This window comes from Pseudomonas sp. Z5-35 (genome assembly GCF_051131945.1).
Lineage (GTDB): Bacteria > Pseudomonadota > Gammaproteobacteria > Pseudomonadales > Pseudomonadaceae > Aquipseudomonas > Aquipseudomonas marvdashtae.
The window spans coordinates 512,168-533,718 of record NZ_CP071640.1; the positions used below are offsets into that span (position 1 = coordinate 512,168).

Consider the following 21,551-nt stretch of genomic DNA (forward strand, 5'->3'; position numbering starts at 1 on the left):
CCCAATCTCTGTTGGCGCTTCTGTGGATAAGATGTTCGCTCAACGCTGCAAGCCGTACGGGACGGGGTGTTCAGTGGGTTGGTCATAAAATGATCGATTGGCGTTTTTTATCAGGAAAACCTTTGTAAACCGCGATTTACAAGCCGTTCATGGAGTTTTCCACAGAAGCGTCAAAATTACCCCCAAACCCTGTTGGCGCTTCTGTGGATAAGGTGTTTGTTCACCGCCACAGCCCATGTATTCATGGGCTTACAGAGGTTTGTTCAAAAAACAACCGATAAGCCAGTAAAACCGTCATCCTCCATAAGTCACGGTTTTTATTCGCGTTGCCGTAGAAAAAATTCCCGACCTGCGCGCATTTGTCCCCATTTGCTGTGGGTGTCCTTGTGGATAACTTGTTCGCGGAACCCTGAAGGCCGCAGCGGGCTTAGCGCGAAAGGCAATAGATCAAATTTCATACAGTTCTAAGGAACCGCCTTGACGTAGAGGTGTCGGCTGTCTTCACTCAGGGCACAAGGACAGCGCGACTTTATCCATATCTGGTTCAGGGAGAACGCACGATGGATAGCAAGGCCCCCCACCCGTATCCCGCTTCAGCCCCGACGTGCATCCCGACACCTGTTACTTCGCTACCCCAGCGCGCTCATCGTGCAGCCCATCAGCGAGTACGCCTATAGCGCCTGAGTTTCCCCCCGATCAACACCGTTGACTGCCGCTTTAACCCATACGGGATAGTGGCCAGGCGTTCATGCGCCTGTGAATTTACAGGCAACCGCAGAGTTGCCCCTTCTGCCTGAGAGGACTTGAACATGACACGGATATCGACCCCCATCAGTGAGATCAAGGAACACTACGACGTTATCGTCATCGGTTCGGGATACGGCGGCGGGATTGCCGCCTCGCGCTTGTCCCGGGCCGGGCGCAGCGTCTGCCTGTTGGAACGTGGCCGGGAGATCCAGCCGGGCGAATACCCCAACACGTTGCTCGCCGCCACCGAGGAATTGCAAGTGCATGACCCGGACGGCCACATCGGTTCGCGCACCGGGCTGTTCGACCTGCACGTCAACGCCCAGCAGAACGTAGTGGTCGGGTGTGGCCTGGGCGGCACTTCGCTGATCAACGCCAACGTCGCGCTGGAAGCCGAGCCGGGCGTGTTCGAGGACCCGCGCTGGCCGCTGGCGATGCGCGAACACAGCGACACGTTGCTCAAGGACGGCTACGCGCGGGCCCGGGAGATGCTCAAGCCCAATCCCTATCCGGCGTCCGCGCCGAACCTGCCCAAGCTCGATGCCCACAAGAAATCCGCTGACTACCTCAAGCAGGGCGCGCACTTCTACAGGCCGCCGATCAACGTGACGTTCGACAAGCTGCCGAACAACCTCAACCACGTCGGCGTCGAACAGTTGCCGTGCAATGGTTGTGGTGATTGCGTCTCGGGCTGTAACAACAAGGCCAAGAACACCACGCTGATGAATTACCTGCCGGACGCCTGGAACCACGGCACCGAGATTTTCTGCCAGGCCGAAGTGCGCCATCTGGAGCGCGATGGCGACGGCTGGATCGTGCATTTCCAGTACCTGGACAGTGGCCGCGAAATGTTCTCGGCGCCGACGCTGTTCGTACGCGCCGGTATCGTGGTGGTGTCGGCCGGTACCCTGGGTTCCACCGAAATCATGTTGCGTTCACGGGACAAGGGCCTGTCCATGTCCAACCAGTTGGGCGAGAACATGAGCGGTAACGGCGACATCCTCGGGTTCGGCCACAACTGCGACCAAGTCATCAACGGCATCGGCTTCGGCGCCCATTCGGCCAAGGAGTTGGAACCGGTGGGGCCGTGCATCACCTCGGTGATCGACATGCGCACCGAAGGCGACTGGCGCAGCCGCATGGTGATCGAAGAGGGCTCGATCCCCGGCGCCCTCGGCCGGGCCATGGTGCCGAGCATGGCGGCATTCGCCGAGATGGTCGGCGTGCCCACCGACACCGGGTTCGGTGCCAGCCTCAGATACAAGGGACGCGAAGCCGAAAGCTTCCTGCGTGGCCCGTATTACGGCGCGCTGCATAACATGCAGACCTATCTGATCATGAGCCACGACAACGGTAAGGGCCGCATGGTTCTCGACAACAAGGACCAGTTGCGTATCGACTGGTCCGGTGTCGGCGAGCAGGAAAACGTCACCCTCGGCAACGAACGGTTGCACCAGAGCACCAAGGCGCTGGGCGGCATCTGGGTCGAGAACCCGATCTGGACCAAGCTGCTCAAGCACAGCATCGTCTCGGTCCATCCGCTGGGCGGCTGTGTGATGGGGGAAGACGCGAGCCAAGGCGTGGTCAATCACAAGGGACAGGTGTTCAGTGGCGCCAGCGGCACCGACGTCTACCCAGGCCTGTACGTCACGGACGGCTCGGTGATCCCGACGTCCCTGGCGGTCAATCCGCTGCTGACCATTTCAGCGGTGAGCGAACGCAACATGGGGCTGCTGGCGGCCGATCGCGGTTGGCTGATCGACTACGCGCTGCCTTCGGCCCCGCGCAAACCGGTGGCGGCGCCGACCCTTGGCGTGCAGTTCACCGAAACCATGAAGGGCTATTTTTCCAGCGCCTTCACCCAACCCCAGGGCACCGACCTGGCTCTTTACGAAGCTGCGGCCAAGCGGGGCGAGGCCGACAACTCGCCCATCGAGTTCACCTTGACCATCACCGCTGCCGACCTCGATCGGCTGATCAAGGAGCCGGAGCACGCCGCGACACTGGTGGGCACTCTCGACGCGCCGCTGTTGTCGCCCAAGCCGTTGGTGGCCAGTAACGGCGTATTCAACCTATTCGAGCAATATCAGGAACAGGTTGGCGTGCGGCACATGAACTACGACATGAAACTGGCCGCCGAGGACGGCACTGAGTATTTCTTCAGCGCGTTCAAGACCGTGCCGGAGGACGACGGCGTGCTGAACATCTGGCATGACACCAGCACCTTGTACGTCACGCTCTATCGTGGGCCGGACAAGACCGGCGCGGTGATCGGCTCCGGGGTAATGCACATCCTGCCGGCCGACTTCGCCAAGCAGATGACCACCATGAAGGTGCTTAACGCCCGTAATGAGCGTGAGCGGGTGGAGGCGCTGGCGCGGTTCGGCAAGTTTTTTGCTGGAATCCTGTGGGAGAGCTACGGCGGAGTGTTCGCTGGCGATGTCTATTTCAACCCCGACGCGCCAGCTCGCTTGAAACGGCCGCTGGATGCGCCCGCGCCGGTGGTGCATTTCTTCCAGACCGAAGACAACGTCGAGCTGCGCCTGACCCGCTATCAGGCCGGCAGCAAAGGCCCGGTGATGCTGGTCCATGGCTTGGGCGTGGGCTCGAATATCTTCTCCACCGACACCATTCACACCAATCTGCTGGAATACCTGTGCAAGCACGAGTACGACGTCTGGCTGCTGGACCTGCGCGTGAGCATCCTGCTGCCGGCCAGTAAAAACGAATGGAACGGCGATCAGGTGGCCCAGTACGACTTCAAGGCCGCCATCGGGCAGATTCAACAGGCAACCTTGGCCCGCGACGTGCAATGCGTGGTGCATTGCTACGGCGCGACGACCTTTTTCATGTCAATGCTGGCGGGCTTGCAGGGCGTGCGTTCGGTGGTCTGCTCGCAGATCGCCGCCGACACGGTGGTCGCCACCGCCACGGGTCTGAAGGCCGGTTTGCACTTGCCGGGCATGCTCGATGCCATCGGCATCAAGTCCATGACGGCCTACGCGGACACCAAGGAAAGCTGGTTCAACAAACTCTACGATAAGGCTCTCAATGGCTATGCCCGGATCGAGGCCCAGGGCTATTGCACCAACCCGGTCTGCCATCGCATTACGTTCATGTATGCATCGCTGTACCGCCACGACACCCTCAACGAAACCCTGCACGACAACCTGCATGAGTTGTTCGGCGAATCGAACATCCAGACCTTCGAGCACTTGGCGCTGATCGTGCGCAAGGGGCATCTGGTGGACTTCAAGGGCAACGACGTCTACATGCCGCATTTTGATCGGCTGAAGCTGCCGATCTGCTTCATCAGTGGTGCCGACAACCAATGCTATCTGCCGCAAAGCACCCTCAAGACCTACGAGCGGTTGTGCGAGATGCATGGGCCGCAGTTGTTCAGCCGCCATGAGGTCCCCGGCTACGGCCACATCGACTGCATGTTCGGCAAGGACGCGGTGGTGGATGTGTATCCGATCATCCTCGGGCACCTGGAGAAGACGGCGCTCGGTTGAAGTATGACTATCCCGTGGCGAGGGAGCTTGCTCCCGCTCGGCTGCGAAGCAGTCGTCGCTTTTGAAGTCTTGGGGGCCGCTACCCGGCCCAGCGGGAGCAAGCTCCCTCGCCACATGGGTTTGTGGTGAGTCAGGAATAAGGAAAAGGATGCCATGAACACTTACATCCGCTGGTTCCAACGCATTATCTGGATCGGAATCGTCATGAACATGGTCTTCGCGATTCCGGCGCTGTTCGCCCCGGCGTTGCTGACGTCCATGCTCGGCCTGCCGCCGGTTCTATCCGATCCCTGGCTGGAAAACGCCGGCATGTTGCTGGTGGGGATCAGCCTGTTCTACATGCCCTCGGGGTTCAACGCGTCGCGTTTTGTAGTGCATTCATGGTTGTGCGTGCTCTCGCGGCTGGTGGCGGTGGTGTTCTGGATCTACCTGATCAACACCAGTAACCAAGGCGCGCTGTTCGTACCGATGTTGATGGGCGACCTGGGCATGTTCCTGATATTGGGCGTGCTGTTGTACTTGGGCAGCCCGCGGGAAAATCGTCCGCTGGCCTTGCTTTGCGTCGGTTGGCGAGAGTGGCGTGAAGGCTGGGCACAGCGCTGGCAAAGCCATGGCTTCAAAACAGGACTGTTGGTCGTACTGTTGGTGCTTGGTTTCATCGGCTACCAGACCTGGTACCAGATGATCCGCGAGGTACCGCAACCGGACTTCGCTTCCGACGAAGACCATTACAAATACGCCGCCATCGGCCTGGGCATCGAGGCGCGGATTCCCTACTACCTGTTCGCCGTGCTGCCGCAGATGTGCCCGGAAAAGCTGCCCAAGCCGGGCGGTTACGAGGTGTTCGGTTTCCTCTATGAAAACGGCAACGACCTACCCATCGGCATGGCCAAGCGGCAGCTCGGTTATCCCACGGTCGAGCCGAACTGCGCCCTGTGCCACACCGGTTCCTACCGGGCCAATGCTTCTGACGTCGCGGTGCCGGTCGCCGCCGCGCCGGCCAATACCCTGCAACTGCAAGCCTTCCAGTGGTTCGCCTACGAGTGTGCCAGCGATCCGAAATTCACCCCTGATGCGGTGATGGCGGCGATCAACGGCAAGTTCCAGTTGGGGTTCTTCGAAAAGCTCTATAACCGCTACCTGATCATCCCGATGGCCAAGAGCTCGCTGCTCAAGCAGAAACAGGCCTACGCCTGGCAGAAGCTGCGTCCGGCCCAAGGCCCAGGGCGGACCGATACCTTCAACCCGACCAAGATGGTGGTGTTCGGCTTCCCGGATGATTCCACCATCGGCACGGTGGACTTGCCCCAGGTCTGGAACCAGAAACCCCGCGAGTCCATGTACCTGCATTGGGACGGCAATAACAACCAGATCCACGAACGCAACTACGCCGCCGCCATGGCCGTGGGCGCGACGCCGCAGTCGGTGCTGCCGCCGAGTTTCAACCGGGTGACCAACTGGCTGCTGGGCCACAAGGCGCCGGCATGGCCGTTCGCTTTGGATCAAGCAAAAGTCGCCCAAGGCAAACCGATCTGGGAGCAGAACTGCGCCGGCTGCCACGACTTCGGCCGCAGCGACACCGGCCAGGTCACTACCAACATCGACCAGTTGGGCACCGATCCCCATCGGCTGAATTCCTTCACCACCGGGCTGGTGACGGCGTTCCACGGCTTCAAGAAAGCGCCGTTCGATTTTGGCGCCTACCGCAAGACCCAGAGCTACAGCAACACGCCCACTGACGGCATCTGGCTGCGCGCGCCGTACCTGCACAACGGTTCGGTGCCGACCCTGTGGGATTTGCTGCAACCGCCGGAGCAACGTCCGCAAGTCTTCTACACGGGCTCCGACATCTACGACCCGCAGAAGGTTGGCTTCATCACCAGCGGTGCGCAGATGAAGGTATCAGCGGATTTCAAATACGACACCCGCCTGGAAGGCAACCATAACGGTGGCCACCTGTATGGCACGCAACTGTCGGACGTCGACAAACGGGCCCTGATCGAATACATGAAGACCCTGTAGCCCAGGGCAAAACGAAGGAGCGTTCACATGTCATTACTGCACCATTGGGAACATGAGTTCGACAAGGTCAAGGTCCGCCTGCATGGGTTGGTCACGCGACTGGAGATGTCCTGGAAAAAACTCGTCAACGACCTGGAACCCGAGGAATTCCAGGCCATCGTCAAATTGCTGGAGCGAGGCCACGACCAGGCCCGGCATGTCATCGAGCACGGTGACTTGCCCGATGACGAACCGGCCGTGCCATGGGAGCTGGCCCATGGTCTTTCGATCCTCAAGATCGGCAACGCCACGCCCTTGCCGCAAAAAGAACAGGAGCTGCCAACGCGGGTACTCAAGGACGGCACTTTGCTGGGCTGTCGAAAGTGGGAGCTGCTGGACTTGCTGTGGAGCGAGGCGCTGCTCAAGTGGATCGAAAACCTGCGCCATCACGCGCCGTTTGCTACCAACCCGGCGCTGGTGAAAATGGACAACGATGTGCTACTCGCCATTGCCGGCGACTGGGGCACTGGGCCGTTCGACAGCCACGCGCCGGCGGTGGCGGTGGCCAACCAGATGCAATTGGCCCTTGCCGATTTCACCATTCATCTGGGCGACGTGTATTACGCCGGCACGCACTCCCAGGAAGACGTCGACATGGTCGGCTGGCCCCAGGGCAAGCACGGCTCGTTCACCCTCAATTCCAACCACGAGATGTACAGCGGCGGCCACGGCTATTTCAAGGAACTGGCCAAGCGCTTCCCGGTGCAGCAAGGCACCAGCTACTTTGCCTTGTACAACGACGACTGGCTGGTGGTCGGCCTGGACAGCGCCTACGCCTCGGACGCCATGAACCTGTACATGGACGGCACCCTCAACACTCAGCAGATCGAGTGGATGAAAACCCTGCCCAAGCGCAAGAAGCTCATGGTGCTCAGTCATCACCAGGGCTTTGATATTTCCGGACACCACAAGACCGCGCTCTACCAACCGGTCTGCGATGCCCTGGGGCGTGAACCGGATTACTGGTATTGGGGGCATTTGCACAACGGCATCTGCTACGCGCCGCAAGGCGGACTGCACGCGCGTTGCGCCGGGCACGGGGCGATCCCTTACGGCACCACCAGCGAGCTGAACGGGCATGCCCGGGTGCTGTGGTCGGAAACGGAATTGGCGGGGGACGAGGCGTATCCGGAGCGGGTGTTGAATGGGTACGTGAAGGTGCGGCTTAAGGGGGAGGAGATTGTCGAGACGTTTTATGGAGAGGATGGCAGTGTGCGGTGGTCGTCCAGCCCATGATCGTTCTCACGCCCGGCGTGGGAACGATCATGCGGGTTTTGACTTAACCCTGGACCGGAACGCCCTTGAGGTATGGCGCCGGTTCAGCTCCCAGGTTGTTGAGCATGCGCTCGCTGTACCAGTCGACGAAGTTCACCACGCCGAACTCGTAGGTCTTCGAGTACGGGCCTGGCTGGTAGGCGGTGGAGTTGATGCCGCGCTGGTTTTCTTCGGCCAGGCGACGGTCCTGGTCGTTGGTGGCGTCCCAGACTTCGCGCATGCGCGCCACGTCGTAGTCCACGCCTTCGACCGCGTCCTTGTGCACCAGCCATTTGGTGGTGACCATGGTTTCCTGGGCGCTGATTGGCCACACGGTGAACACGATGATGTGGTCGCCCATGCAGTGGTTCCACGAGTGCGGCAGGTGCAGGATGCGCATCGAGCCCAGGTCCGGGTTCTTGATGCGGCCCATCAGCTTGGCGCAGCCCTGCTTGCCGTCCATGGTCATCGACACGGTGCCCTTGAGCAGCGGCATGCGCACGATGCGGTTACGCAGGCCGAAGCTGGCGTGGGCGTAAGGGATTTTCTCGGCGTCCCAGGCGGCGGCGGAAGCGGCCACATGGTCCTTGAACGCCTGGTCGGCCCGTGGGTCGGTGACGTCGTCCCATTCCAGCAGGGTCTTGAGCAATTCAGGGTGCGAGGCGTTGCAGTGGTAGCACTCGCGGTTGTTTTCCAGCACCAGCTTCCAATTGGCCTTTTCGAACAAGGTGGTCTGGATCGCCACCTTGGTGTTTTCCATGTCGTAGGGTTCCATGTAGTGGTTCAGCGTCGACAGGAAGTCATCGATGGCCGGCGGGTTCTCGGCCAGGCTGATGAAAATGTAGCCGCCGGCGGTCTTCACGTTCACCGGCTTTAGGCCGTACTGCTTCATGTCGAAGTCGGCACCCATCTCGGTGCCGGCGAACAGCAGGCGACCGTCCAGCTCGTAGGTCCACTGGTGGTAATGGCAGACCAGCTTGGCGACCTTGCCCTTTTCGCTGGTGCACAGCCGCGAACCACGGTGGCGGCAGACGTTATGGAACGCATGTACCACGCCCTCGGCGCCGCGAATCACGATGATCGGGTTCTTGCCGATCTGCAGCGTCAGATAGTTGCCCTTGGCCGGGATCTCGCAGGTCATGCCGGCGATCAACCATTCCTTCTGAAAGATTTCCTGCATGTCGATATCAAACAGGCGCTCATCGGAGTAGAACGGCTGCGGCAGCGAGAAGGTGCGCTCGCGCTCTTGCAGCATTTGCGCGGTGGCCTTGCGTGCGGGTTCCAGCGGATCGCCCAGGCTCAGGGTAGTGGTGACGTCCATCGTTTTATCCTCGTGGCTCTCTAAATGGAGCCGGTGAAAATGGCTAATCGGTTGTGCTACGCAAGGCAGAAAACTTTGTTTATCTGTTGGGGCGAGTGTGGGGCCGCGCAGGGGCGCAACCTTATCCATGGGCGACATGGCCCAATCTGTTCCCGACGCGCAAGCCCCGGTAATAGGGGGCTGGTCGCGATAAGTATGTGAATGTCGCAGATAGGTAAATGGCGGCGCAGGCGCCTGCGCACAATCGCCATCATGAAGGCCGACAGTCGGCCGTGGAGATCAGCATGTCCAATACTTTCCTGAACCCGGTCACCACCCAGACCTGGGCCAATGGCCGACATATCGTTCGTTGCGTCAAAGTCATCCAGGAAACCTGGGATGTGCGCACCTTCTGCTTCATGGCCGACCAGCCGATCCTGTTCTTTTTCAAGCCCGGGCAGTTCGTCACCCTGGAGCTGGAAATCGAAGGCCAGCCGATCATGCGTTCCTACACCATCTCCAGTTCGCCGTCGGTGCCCTACAGCTTCTCGGTGACCATCAAGCGCGTGCCGGGGGGCAAGGTTTCCAACTGGCTGCACGACACGCTGCACGAAGGCCAGGAACTGGCGGTGCACGGGCCGGTGGGGTTGTTCAATGCCATGGATTTCCCGAGCCCGAAGGTCCTGTACCTCAGCGGTGGCGTCGGAATCACGCCATGCATGTCCATGGCCCGCTGGTTCTACGACACCAACGCCAACGTCGACATGACCTTCGTCCACAGCGCTCGCTCGCCCAAGGACATCATCTACCACCGCGAGCTGGAGCACATGGCGTCGCGGATCGACAACTTCAGCTTGCACCTGATCTGCGAAAAGCATGGCCTGGGCGAGCCGTGGGCCGGTTACCGCGGTTACCTGAACCATAAAATGCTGGAACTGATGGTGCCCGATTTCCTTGAGCGCGAAGTGTTCTGCTGCGGCCCGACGCCGTACATGAGCGCGGTCAAGCGCCTGCTGGAAGCGGCTGGTTACGACATGAAGCGTTATCACGAGGAATCCTTCGGCGCCACGCCACCGGAAGCCCGTGCCGATGCAGTGGAGCAGGCCGAACAGGCGGCCGACGCTCCGCAGGTCGATGCCGCGGACCTGCACCTGGTGGAGTTCACCTCCTCGGGCAAGAGCATCCGCGTAGGGCCGGGAGAAACCGTACACGCCGCCGCCGCCAAGCTCGGCATGATGATCCCCAAGGCTTGCGGCATGGGCATCTGCGGCACCTGCAAAGTATTGAAACTGGGCGGGGAAGTGGAAATGGAGCACAACGGCGGGATCACCGAAGATGACGAGGCCGAGGGTTACATTCTGTCGTGCTGCAGCGTGCCGAAGGGGGATGTGCGGATTGAGTTTTGATCTGCCCATCCTGGTAGCGGTGAGCCCCCTGTGGCGAGGGAGCTTGCTCCCGCTCGGCTGCGCAGCAGTCGTCATCCCGAAAGCACGAATTAACTGATAGGCCGCATGGGGCTGCTGCGCACCCCAGCGGGAGCAAGCTCCCTCGCCACAAAAGCTTCAAAGCTTCAAGGCCTGAAGATATCGGTCGTTGCTTCAGGCGCTCATCACTTCCCGAATATCCGCCGCCAATTCCTGCACCCGCGCTTCTTCGGTGTCCCACGAGCACATGAAGCGTGCACCGCCCTTGCCGATGAAGGTGTAGAAGCGCCAGCCCTTGGCGGTCAGGGCGGCGATGGCCGGTTCCGAGAGTTGCAGGAACACGCCGTTGGCCTGGACCGGGAACATCAGCTCGACGCCAGGAATGTCGCTGACCAGTTGCGCCAGCAATTGGGCGCAGTGGTTGGCATGGCGGGCGTGCTTGAGCCAGGCGTCGTTTTGCAGCAATCCGACCCACGGCGCGGACAGGAAGCGCATTTTCGAAGCCAATTGCCCGGCCTGCTTGCAGCGGTAGTCGAAGTCCACAGCCAGGTCGTGGTTGAAGAACAGGATCGCCTCGCCCACTGCCATGCCGTTTTTCGTCCCGCCGAAGCACAACACGTCCACGCCGGCCTTCCAGGTCAGGTCGGCCGGGGTGCAGCCGAGGAAGGCGCAGGCGTTGGAGAAGCGCGCGCCGTCCATGTGCAGGTTCAGCCCCAGTTCCTTGCAGGTGACGCTGATGGCGCGGATTTCTTCCGGCGTATAGACGCTGCCGACTTCCGTGGCCTGGGTCAGGGTCACCACGCGCGGCTTGGGGTAGTGGATGTCTTGGCGCTTGAGGGCGATCTCGCGGATCGACTCGGGAGTCAACTTGCCGTTTTCGGTGCGCGCCACCAGCAGCTTGGAACCGTTGGAGAAAAATTCCGGCGCGCCGCATTCGTCGGTTTCGACGTGGGCGGTTTCAGAGCAGATCACGCTGTGGTAACTCTGGCACAACGATGACAGGGCCAGGGAATTAGCGGCGGTACCGTTGAACGCGAAGAAAACTTCGCAGTCGGTTTCGAACAGGGCACGGAAATCATCCGCCGCGCGGTGGGTCCATTCGTCGTCGCCATAGGCGCGCTGGTGGCCCTGGTTGGCTTTTTCCATAAACGCCCAGGCTTCGGGGCAAATGCCGGAATAGTTGTCGCTGGCGAATTGTTGACTCTTGTCGGTCATGGCCTTGCTCCTTGAATAGAGAGTCCTGGATAAAGAGATCCCTGGTGGAATTCCCGGATGGAGAATTCCGCGGTCCGGCGAACCTTGAGTGCAGAACGCCGTGTTCAATAGTGGCGCGCACTTTACCCAAGATTAGCGAGGGAGCACACGGGATGTTTCGGTCAGAAAATCACAAAATCAGCGGGCCGCTGTACACATGAGTCGGCGCGAAGGTGCGCTGGACCTGCTCAAGTGGCTGGCACTGTTGGCGATGGTCCTCGATCATCTGCGATATGTCGGTTTTTCCGCCGATTGGCTCTATGTGCTGGGCCGCTTGGCATTTCCCTGGTTCTGCCTGGCAATGGCGGCCAACCTCGCACGCAACGGCGCCAGCTCGCTTCCATGGCGCTACCTGGGCTGGCTGTTGCTGTTCAGCGCCATCAGTGAAATCCCCTACCGCTTGTTCATTCCCCAGCCCACGACGTTGAACGTGATGCCGACGCTGGTGCTGGGACTGTTGGTGGCGCGCAGTTGGCAAACCCCTACGTTGGAGGCGCGATGCCTGGCGGTGGCGGCGCTGCTGCTGGCGGCGCTGTGCTCGTCACGGTTGATGTTCGGGTTCTACGGCGTGCTGCTGCCGCTGACGATGTTGCTGGTGTTTCGTCGGCCCTGGTATTTCGCGTTGCTACCGGGGATGGTCTGCGTGGCGGCCAATCAATGGCGGGTGTTGTATGGCGCGGCATGGCTGGGGGATGCGGTGGCGTCGTGGGGACTGGTGGCTTGCCTGATCGCGCCAGGGCTCGGGCTCTTGCTTTTGCGACAGGCGGGTCGTTTTCAGCCGCCAGCGATGCGGCGCTGGGCCTATGCGTTGTACCCCGCGCATTTCCTGCTGTTGCTCGCGGTTCGCCAGATTGCCACTTGACCCTTGTGGCCGGTGTTCCATTCGATTTGATCCCATGTCGTAAACGCACCTTTGCGTGGCGTCCATAGGCATTTGACCTGCCTGCGCCGGCCATACCATCGCATCCAAAGGGCACGACCGAAACGGTCCGTGCCTCACCGAGACGAAAGGCGCACTGCCGCCGCTGGGAGAGACGCGATGTTCAGCAAACAAGACCAAATTCAAGGCTACGATGATGCGCTGCTGGCGGCGATGAACGCCGAAGAGCAACGCCAGGAAGATCACATCGAGCTGATCGCGTCGGAAAACTACACCAGCAAGCGCGTGATGCAGGCCCAGGGCAGCGGCTTGACCAACAAATACGCCGAAGGCTATCCAGGCAAGCGCTACTACGGCGGCTGCGAGCACGTCGATAAAGTCGAAGCCCTGGCCATCGAACGCGCCAAGCAGCTGTTCGGCGCCGATTACGCCAACGTCCAGCCGCACTCAGGCTCATCGGCCAACAGCGCCGTGTACCTGGCGCTGATCCAGCCGGGCGACACCATCCTGGGCATGAGCCTGGCCCACGGCGGTCACCTGACCCATGGCGCGAAAGTGTCGTCCTCGGGCAAGCTGTACAACGCTGTGCAATACGGCATCAACACCGACACCGGCCTGATCGACTACGACGAAGTCGAGCGCCTGGCGGTCGAGTGCAAACCGAAAATGATCGTCGCCGGCTTCTCGGCTTATTCCAAGACCCTCGACTTCCCGCGCTTCCGCCAGATCGCCGACAAGGTGGGTGCCTTGTTGTTCGTCGACATGGCGCACGTCGCCGGCCTGGTTGCCGCTGGCCTGTATCCTAATCCGCTGCCTTACGCCGACGTGGTCACCACCACCACCCACAAGACCCTGCGCGGTCCACGCGGCGGCCTGATCCTGGCCAAGGCCAACGAAGCAATCGAGAAAAAACTCAACGCCGCGGTGTTCCCCGGTGCCCAGGGTGGCCCGCTGATGCACGTGATCGCCGGTAAGGCGGTGTGCTTTAAGGAAGCGCTGGAGCCTGGCTTCAAGGCCTATCAGCAGCAAGTGATCGACAACGCCCAGGCCATGGCTGGCGTGTTCATCAAGCGCGGCTACGATGTAGTGTCCGGCGGCACCGATAACCACCTGTTCCTGGTCAGCCTGATTCGCCAGGGCTTGACTGGCAAGGACGCCGACGCCGCCCTGGGCCGCGCCCACATCACCGTCAACAAGAACGCCGTGCCGAACGACCCGCAATCGCCGTTCGTGACTTCGGGCCTGCGCATCGGCACCCCGGCGGTGACCACGCGCGGCTTCAAGGTCAGCCAGTGCGTCACCCTGGCCGGCTGGATCTGCGACATTCTCGACAACCTCGGCGACGCCGATGTCGAGGCCAATGTCGCGCAGCAAGTGGCGGCCCTGTGCGCGGACTTCCCGGTTTATCGCTGAGTCGGTTTTGGAGTAATCACTATGCAACGCTATTCGGGCTTCGGCCTCTTCAAACACTCTCTCAGCCATCACGAGAACTGGCAGCGGATGTGGCGCACGCCGACTCCGAAAAAGGTCTACGACGTGGTCATCGTCGGCGGTGGCGGGCATGGCCTGGCGACCGCCTACTACCTGGCCAAGGAACACGGTATCACCAACGTGGCCGTGGTCGAGAAGGGCTGGCTGGGTGGCGGTAACACCGCACGCAACACCACCATCGTGCGCTCCAACTACCTGTGGGACGAATCGGCCCACCTGTACGAACACGCGATGAAACTCTGGGAAGGCCTGTCCCAGGACCTGAACTACAACGTGATGTTTTCCCAGCGTGGCGTCTACAACCTGTGCCACACCCTGCAGGACATCCGTGATTCCGAGCGTCGCGTCAGCGCCAACCGCCTCAATGGCGTGGACGGCGAGCTGCTCAACGCCAAGCAAGTGGCCGACGAGATCCCGTACCTGGATTGCTCGAAAAATACCCGCTACCCGGTGATGGGCGCGACCGTCCAGCGTCGCGGCGGCGTGGCCCGTCACGATGCCGTGGCCTGGGGCTTTGCCCGGGCGGCGGACGCGTTGGGCGTGGATCTGATCCAGCAGACCGAAGTCATCGGTTTCCGCAAGGAAAACGGCGTGTGCATCGGCGTGGAAACCAACAAAGGCTTCATCGGTGCCAAGCGCGTCGGCGTCGTCACCGCCGGTAACTCCGGGCACATGGCCAAGCTCGCGGGCTTCCGCCTGCCGATCGAATCCCACCCGCTGCAAGCGTTGGTGTCCGAGCCGATCAAGCCCATCATCGACAGCGTGATCATGTCCAACGCCGTGCACGGCTACATCAGCCAGTCCGACAAGGGCGACCTGGTGATCGGCGCCGGTATCGACGGCTACAACGGCTACGGCCAGCGTGGCTCGTACCCGGTGATCGAGCACACCGTCCAGGCCATCGTCGAGATGTTCCCGGTGTTGTCCCGCGTACGCATGAACCGTCAGTGGGGCGGCATCGTCGACACCACGCCGGACGCCTGCCCGATCATCTCCAAGACCCCGGTGCCGAACATGTTCTTCAACTGCGGTTGGGGCACCGGCGGCTTCAAGGCCACCCCGGGTTCGGGCAACGTCTTCGCTGCAAGCCTGGCCAAGGGTGAAATGCACCCGCTGGCCGCGCCGTTTTCCATCGACCGTTTCCACAACGGCGCACTGATCGACGAACACGGCGCTGCTGCCGTCGCCCACTAACAGGAGAAATCCCTATGTTGCACATCTTCTGTCCTCACTGCGGCGAACTGCGCTCCGAAGAGGAATTCCATGCATCTGGCCAGGCGCACATCCCGCGTCCGCTGGATCCGAACGCCTGCACCGATGAGGAGTGGGGCGACTACATGTTCTTCCGTGACAACCCACGCGGGTTGCACCATGAACTGTGGGACCACGTCGCCGGTTGCCGCCAGTACTTCAACGTGACCCGCGACACCGTGACCTACGAGATTCTCGAAACCTACAAGATCGGCCAAAAGCCGCAGTTCACCGACAAGGCTGACAGTCCGAAAGCGGCTGCACAGGCTCTGGGAGAGAAGGTATGAGCCAGATCAATCGCCTGTCCAACGGCGGACGGATCGACCGCAACAAAGCGCTGAGCTTCACTTTCAACGGCCAGACCTACAAAGGCTTCGAGGGCGATTCCCTGGCCGCCGCGCTGCTGGCCAACGGTGTCGACATCATCGGTCGCAGCTTCAAGTATTCCCGGCCGCGCGGTATTTATGCCGCCGGCGCGGAAGAGCCGAACGCGGTGCTGCAGATCGGTGCCACCGAAGCCACGCAGATTCCGAACGTGCGCGCCACGCAACAGGCGCTGTACCAGGGTTTGGTCGCCACCAGCACCAACGGCTGGCCGAACGTGAACAATGACATGATGGGGATTCTCGGCAAGGTCGGCGGCAAGCTGATGCCGCCGGGCTTCTACTACAAAACCTTCATGTACCCGCAATCGTTCTGGATGACTTACGAGAAGTACATCCGCAAGGCCGCAGGGCTGGGTCGCTCACCGACCGAGAACGATCCGGACACCTACGACTACATGAACCGTCACTGCGACGTGCTGATCGTCGGGGCCGGCCCTGCCGGCTTGGCCGCCGCGTTGGCCGCGGCTCGCAGCGGTGCACGCGTCATCCTGGCGGATGAGCAGGAAGAGTTCGGCGGCAGCCTGCTCGACTCCCGCGAAAGCCTGGACGGCAAGCCGGCGACCGAATGGGTCGCGGCTGCGGTGGCTGAACTGCAGTCGATGCCGGAAGTGGTGTTGCTGCCTCGCGCCACGGTGAACGGCTACCACGACCATAACTTCCTGACCATCCATGAGCGCCTCACCGACCACCTCGGCGACCGCGCACCGATCGGCCAGGTCCGCCAGCGCATCAACCGCGTTCGCGCCAAGCGCGTGGTGCTGGCGACTGGTGCTTGCGAGCGCCCGCTGGTCTACGGCAACAACGACGTGCCGGGCAACATGCTGGCCGGTGCGGTGTCCACCTACGTGCGTCGCTACGGCGTGGCACCGGGCAAGAAACTGCTGCTGAGCACCAACAACGACCACGCCTATCGCGTCGCCCTGGACTGGTTCGACGCCGGCCTGCAAGTGGTTGCCGTCGCCGACGCCCGCAGTAACCCGCGTGGTGCGCTGGTGGAAGAAGCCCGTGCCAAGGGCATCCGCATCCTCACCGGCAGCGCCGTGATCGAGGCCCGTGGCAGCAAGCGCGTCACCGGGGCACGTGTTGCCGCGATCGACGTTCGCGCCCACAAAGTCACCAGTCCAGGCGAATGGCTGGACTGCGACCTGGTGGCCAGTTCCGGCGGCTACAGTCCGGTGGTCCACCTGGCTTCGCACCTGGGCGGCAAGCCGATCTGGCGTGAAGACATCCTCGGTTTCGTGCCGGGCGAAGCACCGCAAAAGCGCGTGTGCGTCGGTGGTGTGAACGGCGTCTACAGCCTCGGGGATAGCTTGGCCGACGGTTTTGAAGGCGGCGTGCGCGCGGCCAGCGAAGCCGGCTTCAAGGCCGTGGAGGGCGTGTTGCCAAAGGCCCTGAGCCGTCACGAAGAGCCGACCCTGGCGCTGTTCCAGGTGCCTCACGAAAAATCCACTGCACGGGGGCCGAAGCAATTCGTCGACCTGCAGAACGACGTCACCGCCGCCGCCATCGAACTTGCCACCCGCGAAGGCTTCGAATCGGTTGAACACGTCAAGCGCTACACCGCACTGGGCTTCGGCACTGACCAGGGCAAGCTGGGCAACGTCAACGGCCTGGCCATCGCGGCCCGTTCGCTGAACGTAAGCATCCCGCAGATGGGCACCACCATGTTCCGTCCGAACTACACGCCGGTGACCTTCGGCGCGGTGGCGGGCCGGCACTGTGGGCACATCTTCGAGCCGGTGCGTTACACCGCGCTGCAGGCCTGGCATGTGAAAAACGGTGCCGAGTTTGAAGACGTCGGCCAGTGGAAGCGCCCTTGGTACTTCCCGAAGAACGGCGAAGACCTGCATGCCGCGGTCAAGCGCGAATGCAAGGCCGTGCGTGACAGCGTCGGCCTGCTCGACGCCTCGACCCTGGGCAAGATCGACATCCAGGGCCCGGATGCCCGCGAGTTCCTCAACCGCGTCTACACCAACGCCTGGACCAAGCTCGACGTGGGCAAGGCCCGCTATGGCCTGATGTGCAAGGAAGACGGCATGGTCTTCGACGACGGCGTAACGGCCTGTCTGGCGGACAACCACTTCCTCATGACCACCACCACCGGCGGCGCGGCACGCGTGCTGCAATGGCTGGAGATCTATCACCAGACCGAATGGCCGGACCTGAAGGTGTACTTCACCTCGGTCACCGACCACTGGGCGACCATGACCCTGTCGGGGCCCAACAGCCGCAAGCTGCTGGGCGACGTCACCGACATCGACCTGGACAAGGACGCATTCCCGTTCATGACCTGGAAGGAAGGCCTGGTGGGCGGCGTGCCGGCACGGGTGTTCCGGATCTCGTTCACCGGTGAACTGTCGTACGAAATCAACGTGCAGGCCGACTACGCCATGGGCGTGCTCGAGCAGATCGCCGAGGCCGGGAAGAAGTACAACCTGACCCCGTACGGCACCGAGACCATGCACGTACTGCGGGCCGAGAAGGGCTTCATCATCGTCGGTCAAGACACGGACAGCTCGATGACCCCGGACGACCTGAACATGGGCTGGTGTGTCGGCCGGACCAAACCGTTCTCGTGGATCGGCTGGCGCGGCATGAATCGCGAAGATTGCGTGCGTGAAGAGCGCAAGCAATTGGTAGGCCTCAAGCCGATCGACCCGAATGTCTGGCTGCCGGAAGGCGCGCAACTGGTGTTCAACACCAAGCAGGCGATCCCGATGACCATGGTGGGCCACGTGACCTCCAGCTATGCCCACAACTCCCTGGGTTATTCATTTGCCATGGGTGTGGTCAAGGGCGGCCTCAAGCGGATGGGCGAGCGGGTGTTCGCGCCATTGGCCGATGGCCGGGTGATCGAGGCAGAGATCGTTTCTTCGGTGTTCTTCGATCCGAAGGGCGATCGGCAGAATATTTGATACCTGACCGTTCCCACGCAGAGCGTGGGGACGATCAATCTACGAGACAGGTGCTCCATATGACCGCAGTCAACGTGTACCAACAACGCCCAACCACCGGGGCCAAGGCCGAGTCGTCGCTGCACCATGCCGACCTCGCAAGCCTGGTGGGCAAAGGCCGCAAGAACGCCGGTGTGACCGTGCGCGAGAAAAAACTCCTCGGCCACCTGACTATTCGTGGCGACGGCCACGACCCGGCGTTCGCCGCTGGTGTGCATAAAGCCCTGGGCCTGGAATTGCCAGGTGCGCTGGCCGTCATCGTCAAGGGTGAAACCAGCCTGCAATGGCTGGGCCCGGATGAGTGGCTGCTGGTGGTGCCGAGCGGTGAGGAATTCGCCGCCGAGAAGAACCTGCGTGAAGCCCTCGGCGACCTGCACATCCAGATCGTCAACGTCAGCGGCGGCCAGCAGATCCTCGAACTGTCCGGCCCGAACGTGCGCGATGTGCTGATGAAATCCACCAGCTACGATGTACACCCAAGCAACTTCCCGGTGGGCAAGGCCGTGGGCACGGTGTTCGCCAAGTCGCAACTGGTGATTCGCCACACCGCCGAAGACACCTGGGAACTGGTGATCCGCCGCAGCTTCTCCGATTACTGGTGGCTGTGGTTGCAGGATGCGGCGGCTGAGTATGGGCTGAGCGTGCAGGCTTGATTCTTGGCCTTGGAATGCGGTTGTGGCGAGGGAGCTTGCTCCCGCTGGGGCGCGTAGCGGCCCTCGCTTTTTGGCGGTTGCTACGCAACCGAGCGGGAGCAAGCTCCCTCGCCACGGGTTTTGTGTCGCTTCGTTAAATTCGAACAGGAGTCACCGCAATGAGCCGCGCCCCGGATACATGGATCTTGACTGCCGATTGCCCCAGCGTGCTCGGCACGGTGGACGCGGTGACCCGCTTTCTGTTCGAGCAGGGCTGCTATGTCACCGAACACCATTCCTTCGACGACCGGCTCTCGGCGCGTTTCTTCATTCGCGTGGAGTTTCGCCAGCCCGACGGTTTCGACGAGCAGAGCTTTCGTGCGGGATTAGCGGAGCGGGCGCAAGCCTTCGGCATGGTCTTCGAACTGACGCCGCCCAACTACCGGCCGAAAGTGGTGATCATGGTCTCCAAGGCCGATCACTGCCTCAACGACTTGCTCTACCGCCAGCGCATCGGCCAGTTGTCCATGGATGTGGTAGCCGTGGTATCCAACCATCCCGACCTAAAGCCGCTGGCCGACTGGCACCAGATTCCCTACTACCATTTCCCCTTGGACCCGAACGACAAGCCCTCCCAGGAGCGACAGGTGTGGCAGGTGATCGAAGACACCGGCGCCGAGCTGGTGATCCTTGCCCGCTACATGCAAGTGCTGTCGCCGGAGCTGTGCCGCAAGCTCGACGGCAAGGCGATCAACATTCATCACTCGTTGCTGCCGGGCTTCAAGGGCGCGAAGCCGTATCACCAGGCCTACAACAAAGGCGTGAAACTGGTGGGCGCTACGGCGCACTACATCAACAACGACCTGGACGAAGGTCCGATCATCGCCCAGGGCGTCGAAGTGGTGGACCACAGCCATTATCCCGAAGACCTGATCGCCAAGGGCCGGGACATCGAAGGGCTGACGTTGGCCCGGGCCGTGGGGTATCACATCGAGCGAAGAGTGTTCCTGAACGCCAATAGGACGGTGGTGCTTTAGCTTCAAGCTACAAGCTACAAGCTTCAAGCCGCAAGAAAAGGCGGTATGCGTGCTTCTTGCGGCTTGTAGCTTGCCGCTTGAAGCTAAATTCACTTTCTTTACAACAACAAATACAGAGGTGACTGACATGTCTGGTAATCGTGGTGTCGTGTATCTCGGCAACGGCAAGGTCGAAGTACAGAAAATCGACTATCCAAAAATGCAGGACCCGCGCGGCAGAAAGATCGAGCACGGCGTCATCCTGCGCGTGGTCTCCACCAACATCTGCGGCTCCGATCAACACATGGTGCGCGGTCGTACCACTGCCCAGACCGGCCTGGTCCTGGGCCACGAGATCACCGGTGAAGTGATCGAGAAGGGCAGCGACGTCGAGAACCTGAAAATCGGTGACCTGGTGTCGGTGCCGTTCAACGTGGCTTGCGGACGCTGCCGTTCCTGCAAGGAGCAACACACTGGTGTCTGCCTGACCGTCAACCCGGCCCGTGCCGGCGGTGCCTACGGTTACGTGGACATGGGCGACTGGACCGGCGGCCAGGCCGAATACGTGCTGGTGCCGTACGCCGATTTCAACTTGCTGAAACTGCCGGACCGCGACAAGGCCATGGAGAAAATCCGTGACCTGACCTGCCTGTCCGATATCCTGCCGACCGGCTACCACGGCGCCGTCACCGCCGGTGTTGGCCCTGGCAGCTCGGTCTACATCGCCGGTGCCGGCCCGGTTGGCCTGGCGGCCGCCGCTTCCGCGCGCCTGTTGGGCGCGGCGGTGGTGATCATCGGCGACGTCAACCCGGTTCGCCTGGCTCACGCCAAGGCCCAGGGTTTCGAAATTGCCGACCTGTCCACCGACACGCCGTTGCACGAACAGATCGCCGCATTGCTGGGCGAGCCGGAAGTGGACTGCGCCGTCGATGCGGTAGGCTTCGAAGCCCGCGGCCACGGCCACGACGGCGTCAAGCACGAAGCCCCGGCTACCGTGCTCAACTCGTTGATGGGCGTGGTCCGCGTCGCCGGCAAGATCGGCATCCCCGGCCTCTACGTCACCGAAGACCCGGGCGCTGTCGATGCAGCGGCCAAGATGGGCAGCCTGAGCATCCGCTTCGGCCTGGGCTGGGCCAAATCCCACAGCTTCCACACCGGCCAGACCCCGGTGATGAAGTACAACCGCCAACTGATGCAGGCGATCATGTGGGACCGTATCAACATTGCTGAAATCGTTGGCGTGCAAGTGATCAGCCTGGATGACGCGCCGAAGGGCTATGGCGAGTTCGATGCGGGCGTGCCGAAGAAGTTTGTGATTGACCCGCACAAATTGTTCAGTGCGGCGTAAGCAGTAGAAGGGCAAGACGGGGAAAGGGCGACTTCGGT

The 21,551-nt window shown here is 61.6% G+C and carries 14 protein-coding genes; 12 read left to right on the forward strand and 2 right to left on the reverse strand.

From position 1 onward, the window contains the following. The first annotated feature begins 809 nt into the window (after nt 1-809). The 3 genes from J3P95_RS02470 (at nt 810) to J3P95_RS02480 (ending at nt 7,559) form a co-directional block, all read left to right on the forward strand. Entirely contained in the window at nt 810-4,262 is a 3,453-nt protein-coding gene (locus tag J3P95_RS02470; protein ID WP_434578851.1) for a GMC oxidoreductase, read from the forward strand. A gap of 153 nt (nt 4,263-4,415) precedes the next feature. Beyond that, nucleotides 4,416-6,284: a hypothetical protein gene (locus tag J3P95_RS02475; protein WP_434578849.1), complete on the forward strand. Its 1,869-nt coding sequence runs from the start codon at nt 4,416-4,418 to the stop codon at nt 6,282-6,284. A 27-nt stretch (nt 6,285-6,311) separates the two neighbouring features. Continuing rightward, nucleotides 6,312-7,559, forward strand: a complete 1,248-nt coding sequence (locus J3P95_RS02480; RefSeq protein WP_434578847.1) for a metallophosphoesterase — start codon at nt 6,312-6,314, stop codon at nt 7,557-7,559. Nucleotides 7,560-7,602: 43 nt separating this feature from the next. Here the strand turns inward: J3P95_RS02480 and gbcA are convergent, their stop codons facing one another. Further along, nucleotides 7,603-8,898 carry a glycine-betaine demethylase subunit GbcA gene (gbcA, locus tag J3P95_RS02485; RefSeq protein ID WP_434578845.1) on the reverse strand — a complete coding sequence of 432 codons (1,296 nt, stop codon included), beginning with the start codon at nt 8,896-8,898 and terminating at the stop codon, nt 7,603-7,605. A 284-nt stretch (nt 8,899-9,182) separates the two neighbouring features. Here gbcA and gbcB point away from each other — a divergent pair, with 284 nt between their 5' ends. Continuing rightward, nucleotides 9,183-10,283 (forward strand): glycine-betaine demethylase subunit GbcB, encoded by a 1,101-nt coding sequence (gene gbcB, locus J3P95_RS02490; RefSeq protein ID WP_434578843.1) that lies wholly within the window; start codon nt 9,183-9,185, stop codon nt 10,281-10,283. 192 nt (nt 10,284-10,475) lie between these two features. Here gbcB and J3P95_RS02495 read toward each other — a convergent pair whose 3' ends face one another. Continuing rightward, complete coding sequence (locus J3P95_RS02495; protein ID WP_434560460.1) at nt 10,476-11,516, reverse strand: low specificity L-threonine aldolase; 1,041 nt, start codon at nt 11,514-11,516, stop codon at nt 10,476-10,478. Nucleotides 11,517-11,712: 196 nt separating this feature from the next. Between J3P95_RS02495 and J3P95_RS02500 the strand changes: the two genes are divergently transcribed. The 8 genes from J3P95_RS02500 to fdhA all read left to right on the forward strand — a co-directional run bounded on the left by J3P95_RS02500 (nt 11,713) and on the right by fdhA (nt 21,513). Continuing rightward, nucleotides 11,713-12,417 carry a TraX family protein gene (locus J3P95_RS02500; RefSeq protein ID WP_434578841.1) on the forward strand — a complete coding sequence of 235 codons (705 nt, stop codon included), beginning with the start codon at nt 11,713-11,715 and terminating at the stop codon, nt 12,415-12,417. A gap of 177 nt (nt 12,418-12,594) precedes the next feature. Next, nucleotides 12,595-13,848, forward strand: a complete 1,254-nt coding sequence (gene glyA, locus J3P95_RS02505; RefSeq protein ID WP_434560464.1) for a serine hydroxymethyltransferase — start codon at nt 12,595-12,597, stop codon at nt 13,846-13,848. A 21-nt stretch (nt 13,849-13,869) separates the two neighbouring features. Next, nucleotides 13,870-15,120 (forward strand): sarcosine oxidase subunit beta, encoded by a 1,251-nt coding sequence (locus J3P95_RS02510; protein WP_003177603.1) that lies wholly within the window; start codon nt 13,870-13,872, stop codon nt 15,118-15,120. Between the two features lie 14 nt (nt 15,121-15,134). After that, the gene (locus J3P95_RS02515) at nt 15,135-15,464 is read left to right on the forward strand and encodes a sarcosine oxidase subunit delta (protein WP_014340581.1); all 330 of its coding nucleotides are present in this window, start codon (nt 15,135-15,137) and stop codon (nt 15,462-15,464) included. Then, nucleotides 15,461-18,478 (forward strand): sarcosine oxidase subunit alpha, encoded by a 3,018-nt coding sequence (locus J3P95_RS02520; RefSeq protein WP_434578838.1) that lies wholly within the window; start codon nt 15,461-15,463, stop codon nt 18,476-18,478. The genes J3P95_RS02515 and J3P95_RS02520 overlap by 4 nt, the downstream gene beginning before the upstream one ends. A 59-nt stretch (nt 18,479-18,537) precedes the next feature. Then, entirely contained in the window at nt 18,538-19,170 is a 633-nt protein-coding gene (locus J3P95_RS02525; RefSeq protein WP_305498315.1) for a sarcosine oxidase subunit gamma, read from the forward strand. 158 nt (nt 19,171-19,328) lie between these two features. Further along, nucleotides 19,329-20,186, forward strand: a complete 858-nt coding sequence (gene purU, locus J3P95_RS02530) for a formyltetrahydrofolate deformylase (protein ID WP_134926133.1) — start codon at nt 19,329-19,331, stop codon at nt 20,184-20,186. Between the two features lie 127 nt (nt 20,187-20,313). Further along, nucleotides 20,314-21,513 (forward strand): formaldehyde dehydrogenase, glutathione-independent, encoded by a 1,200-nt coding sequence (gene fdhA / locus J3P95_RS02535; RefSeq protein ID WP_434560468.1) that lies wholly within the window; start codon nt 20,314-20,316, stop codon nt 21,511-21,513. Nucleotides 21,514-21,551: the final 38 nt, after the last annotated feature.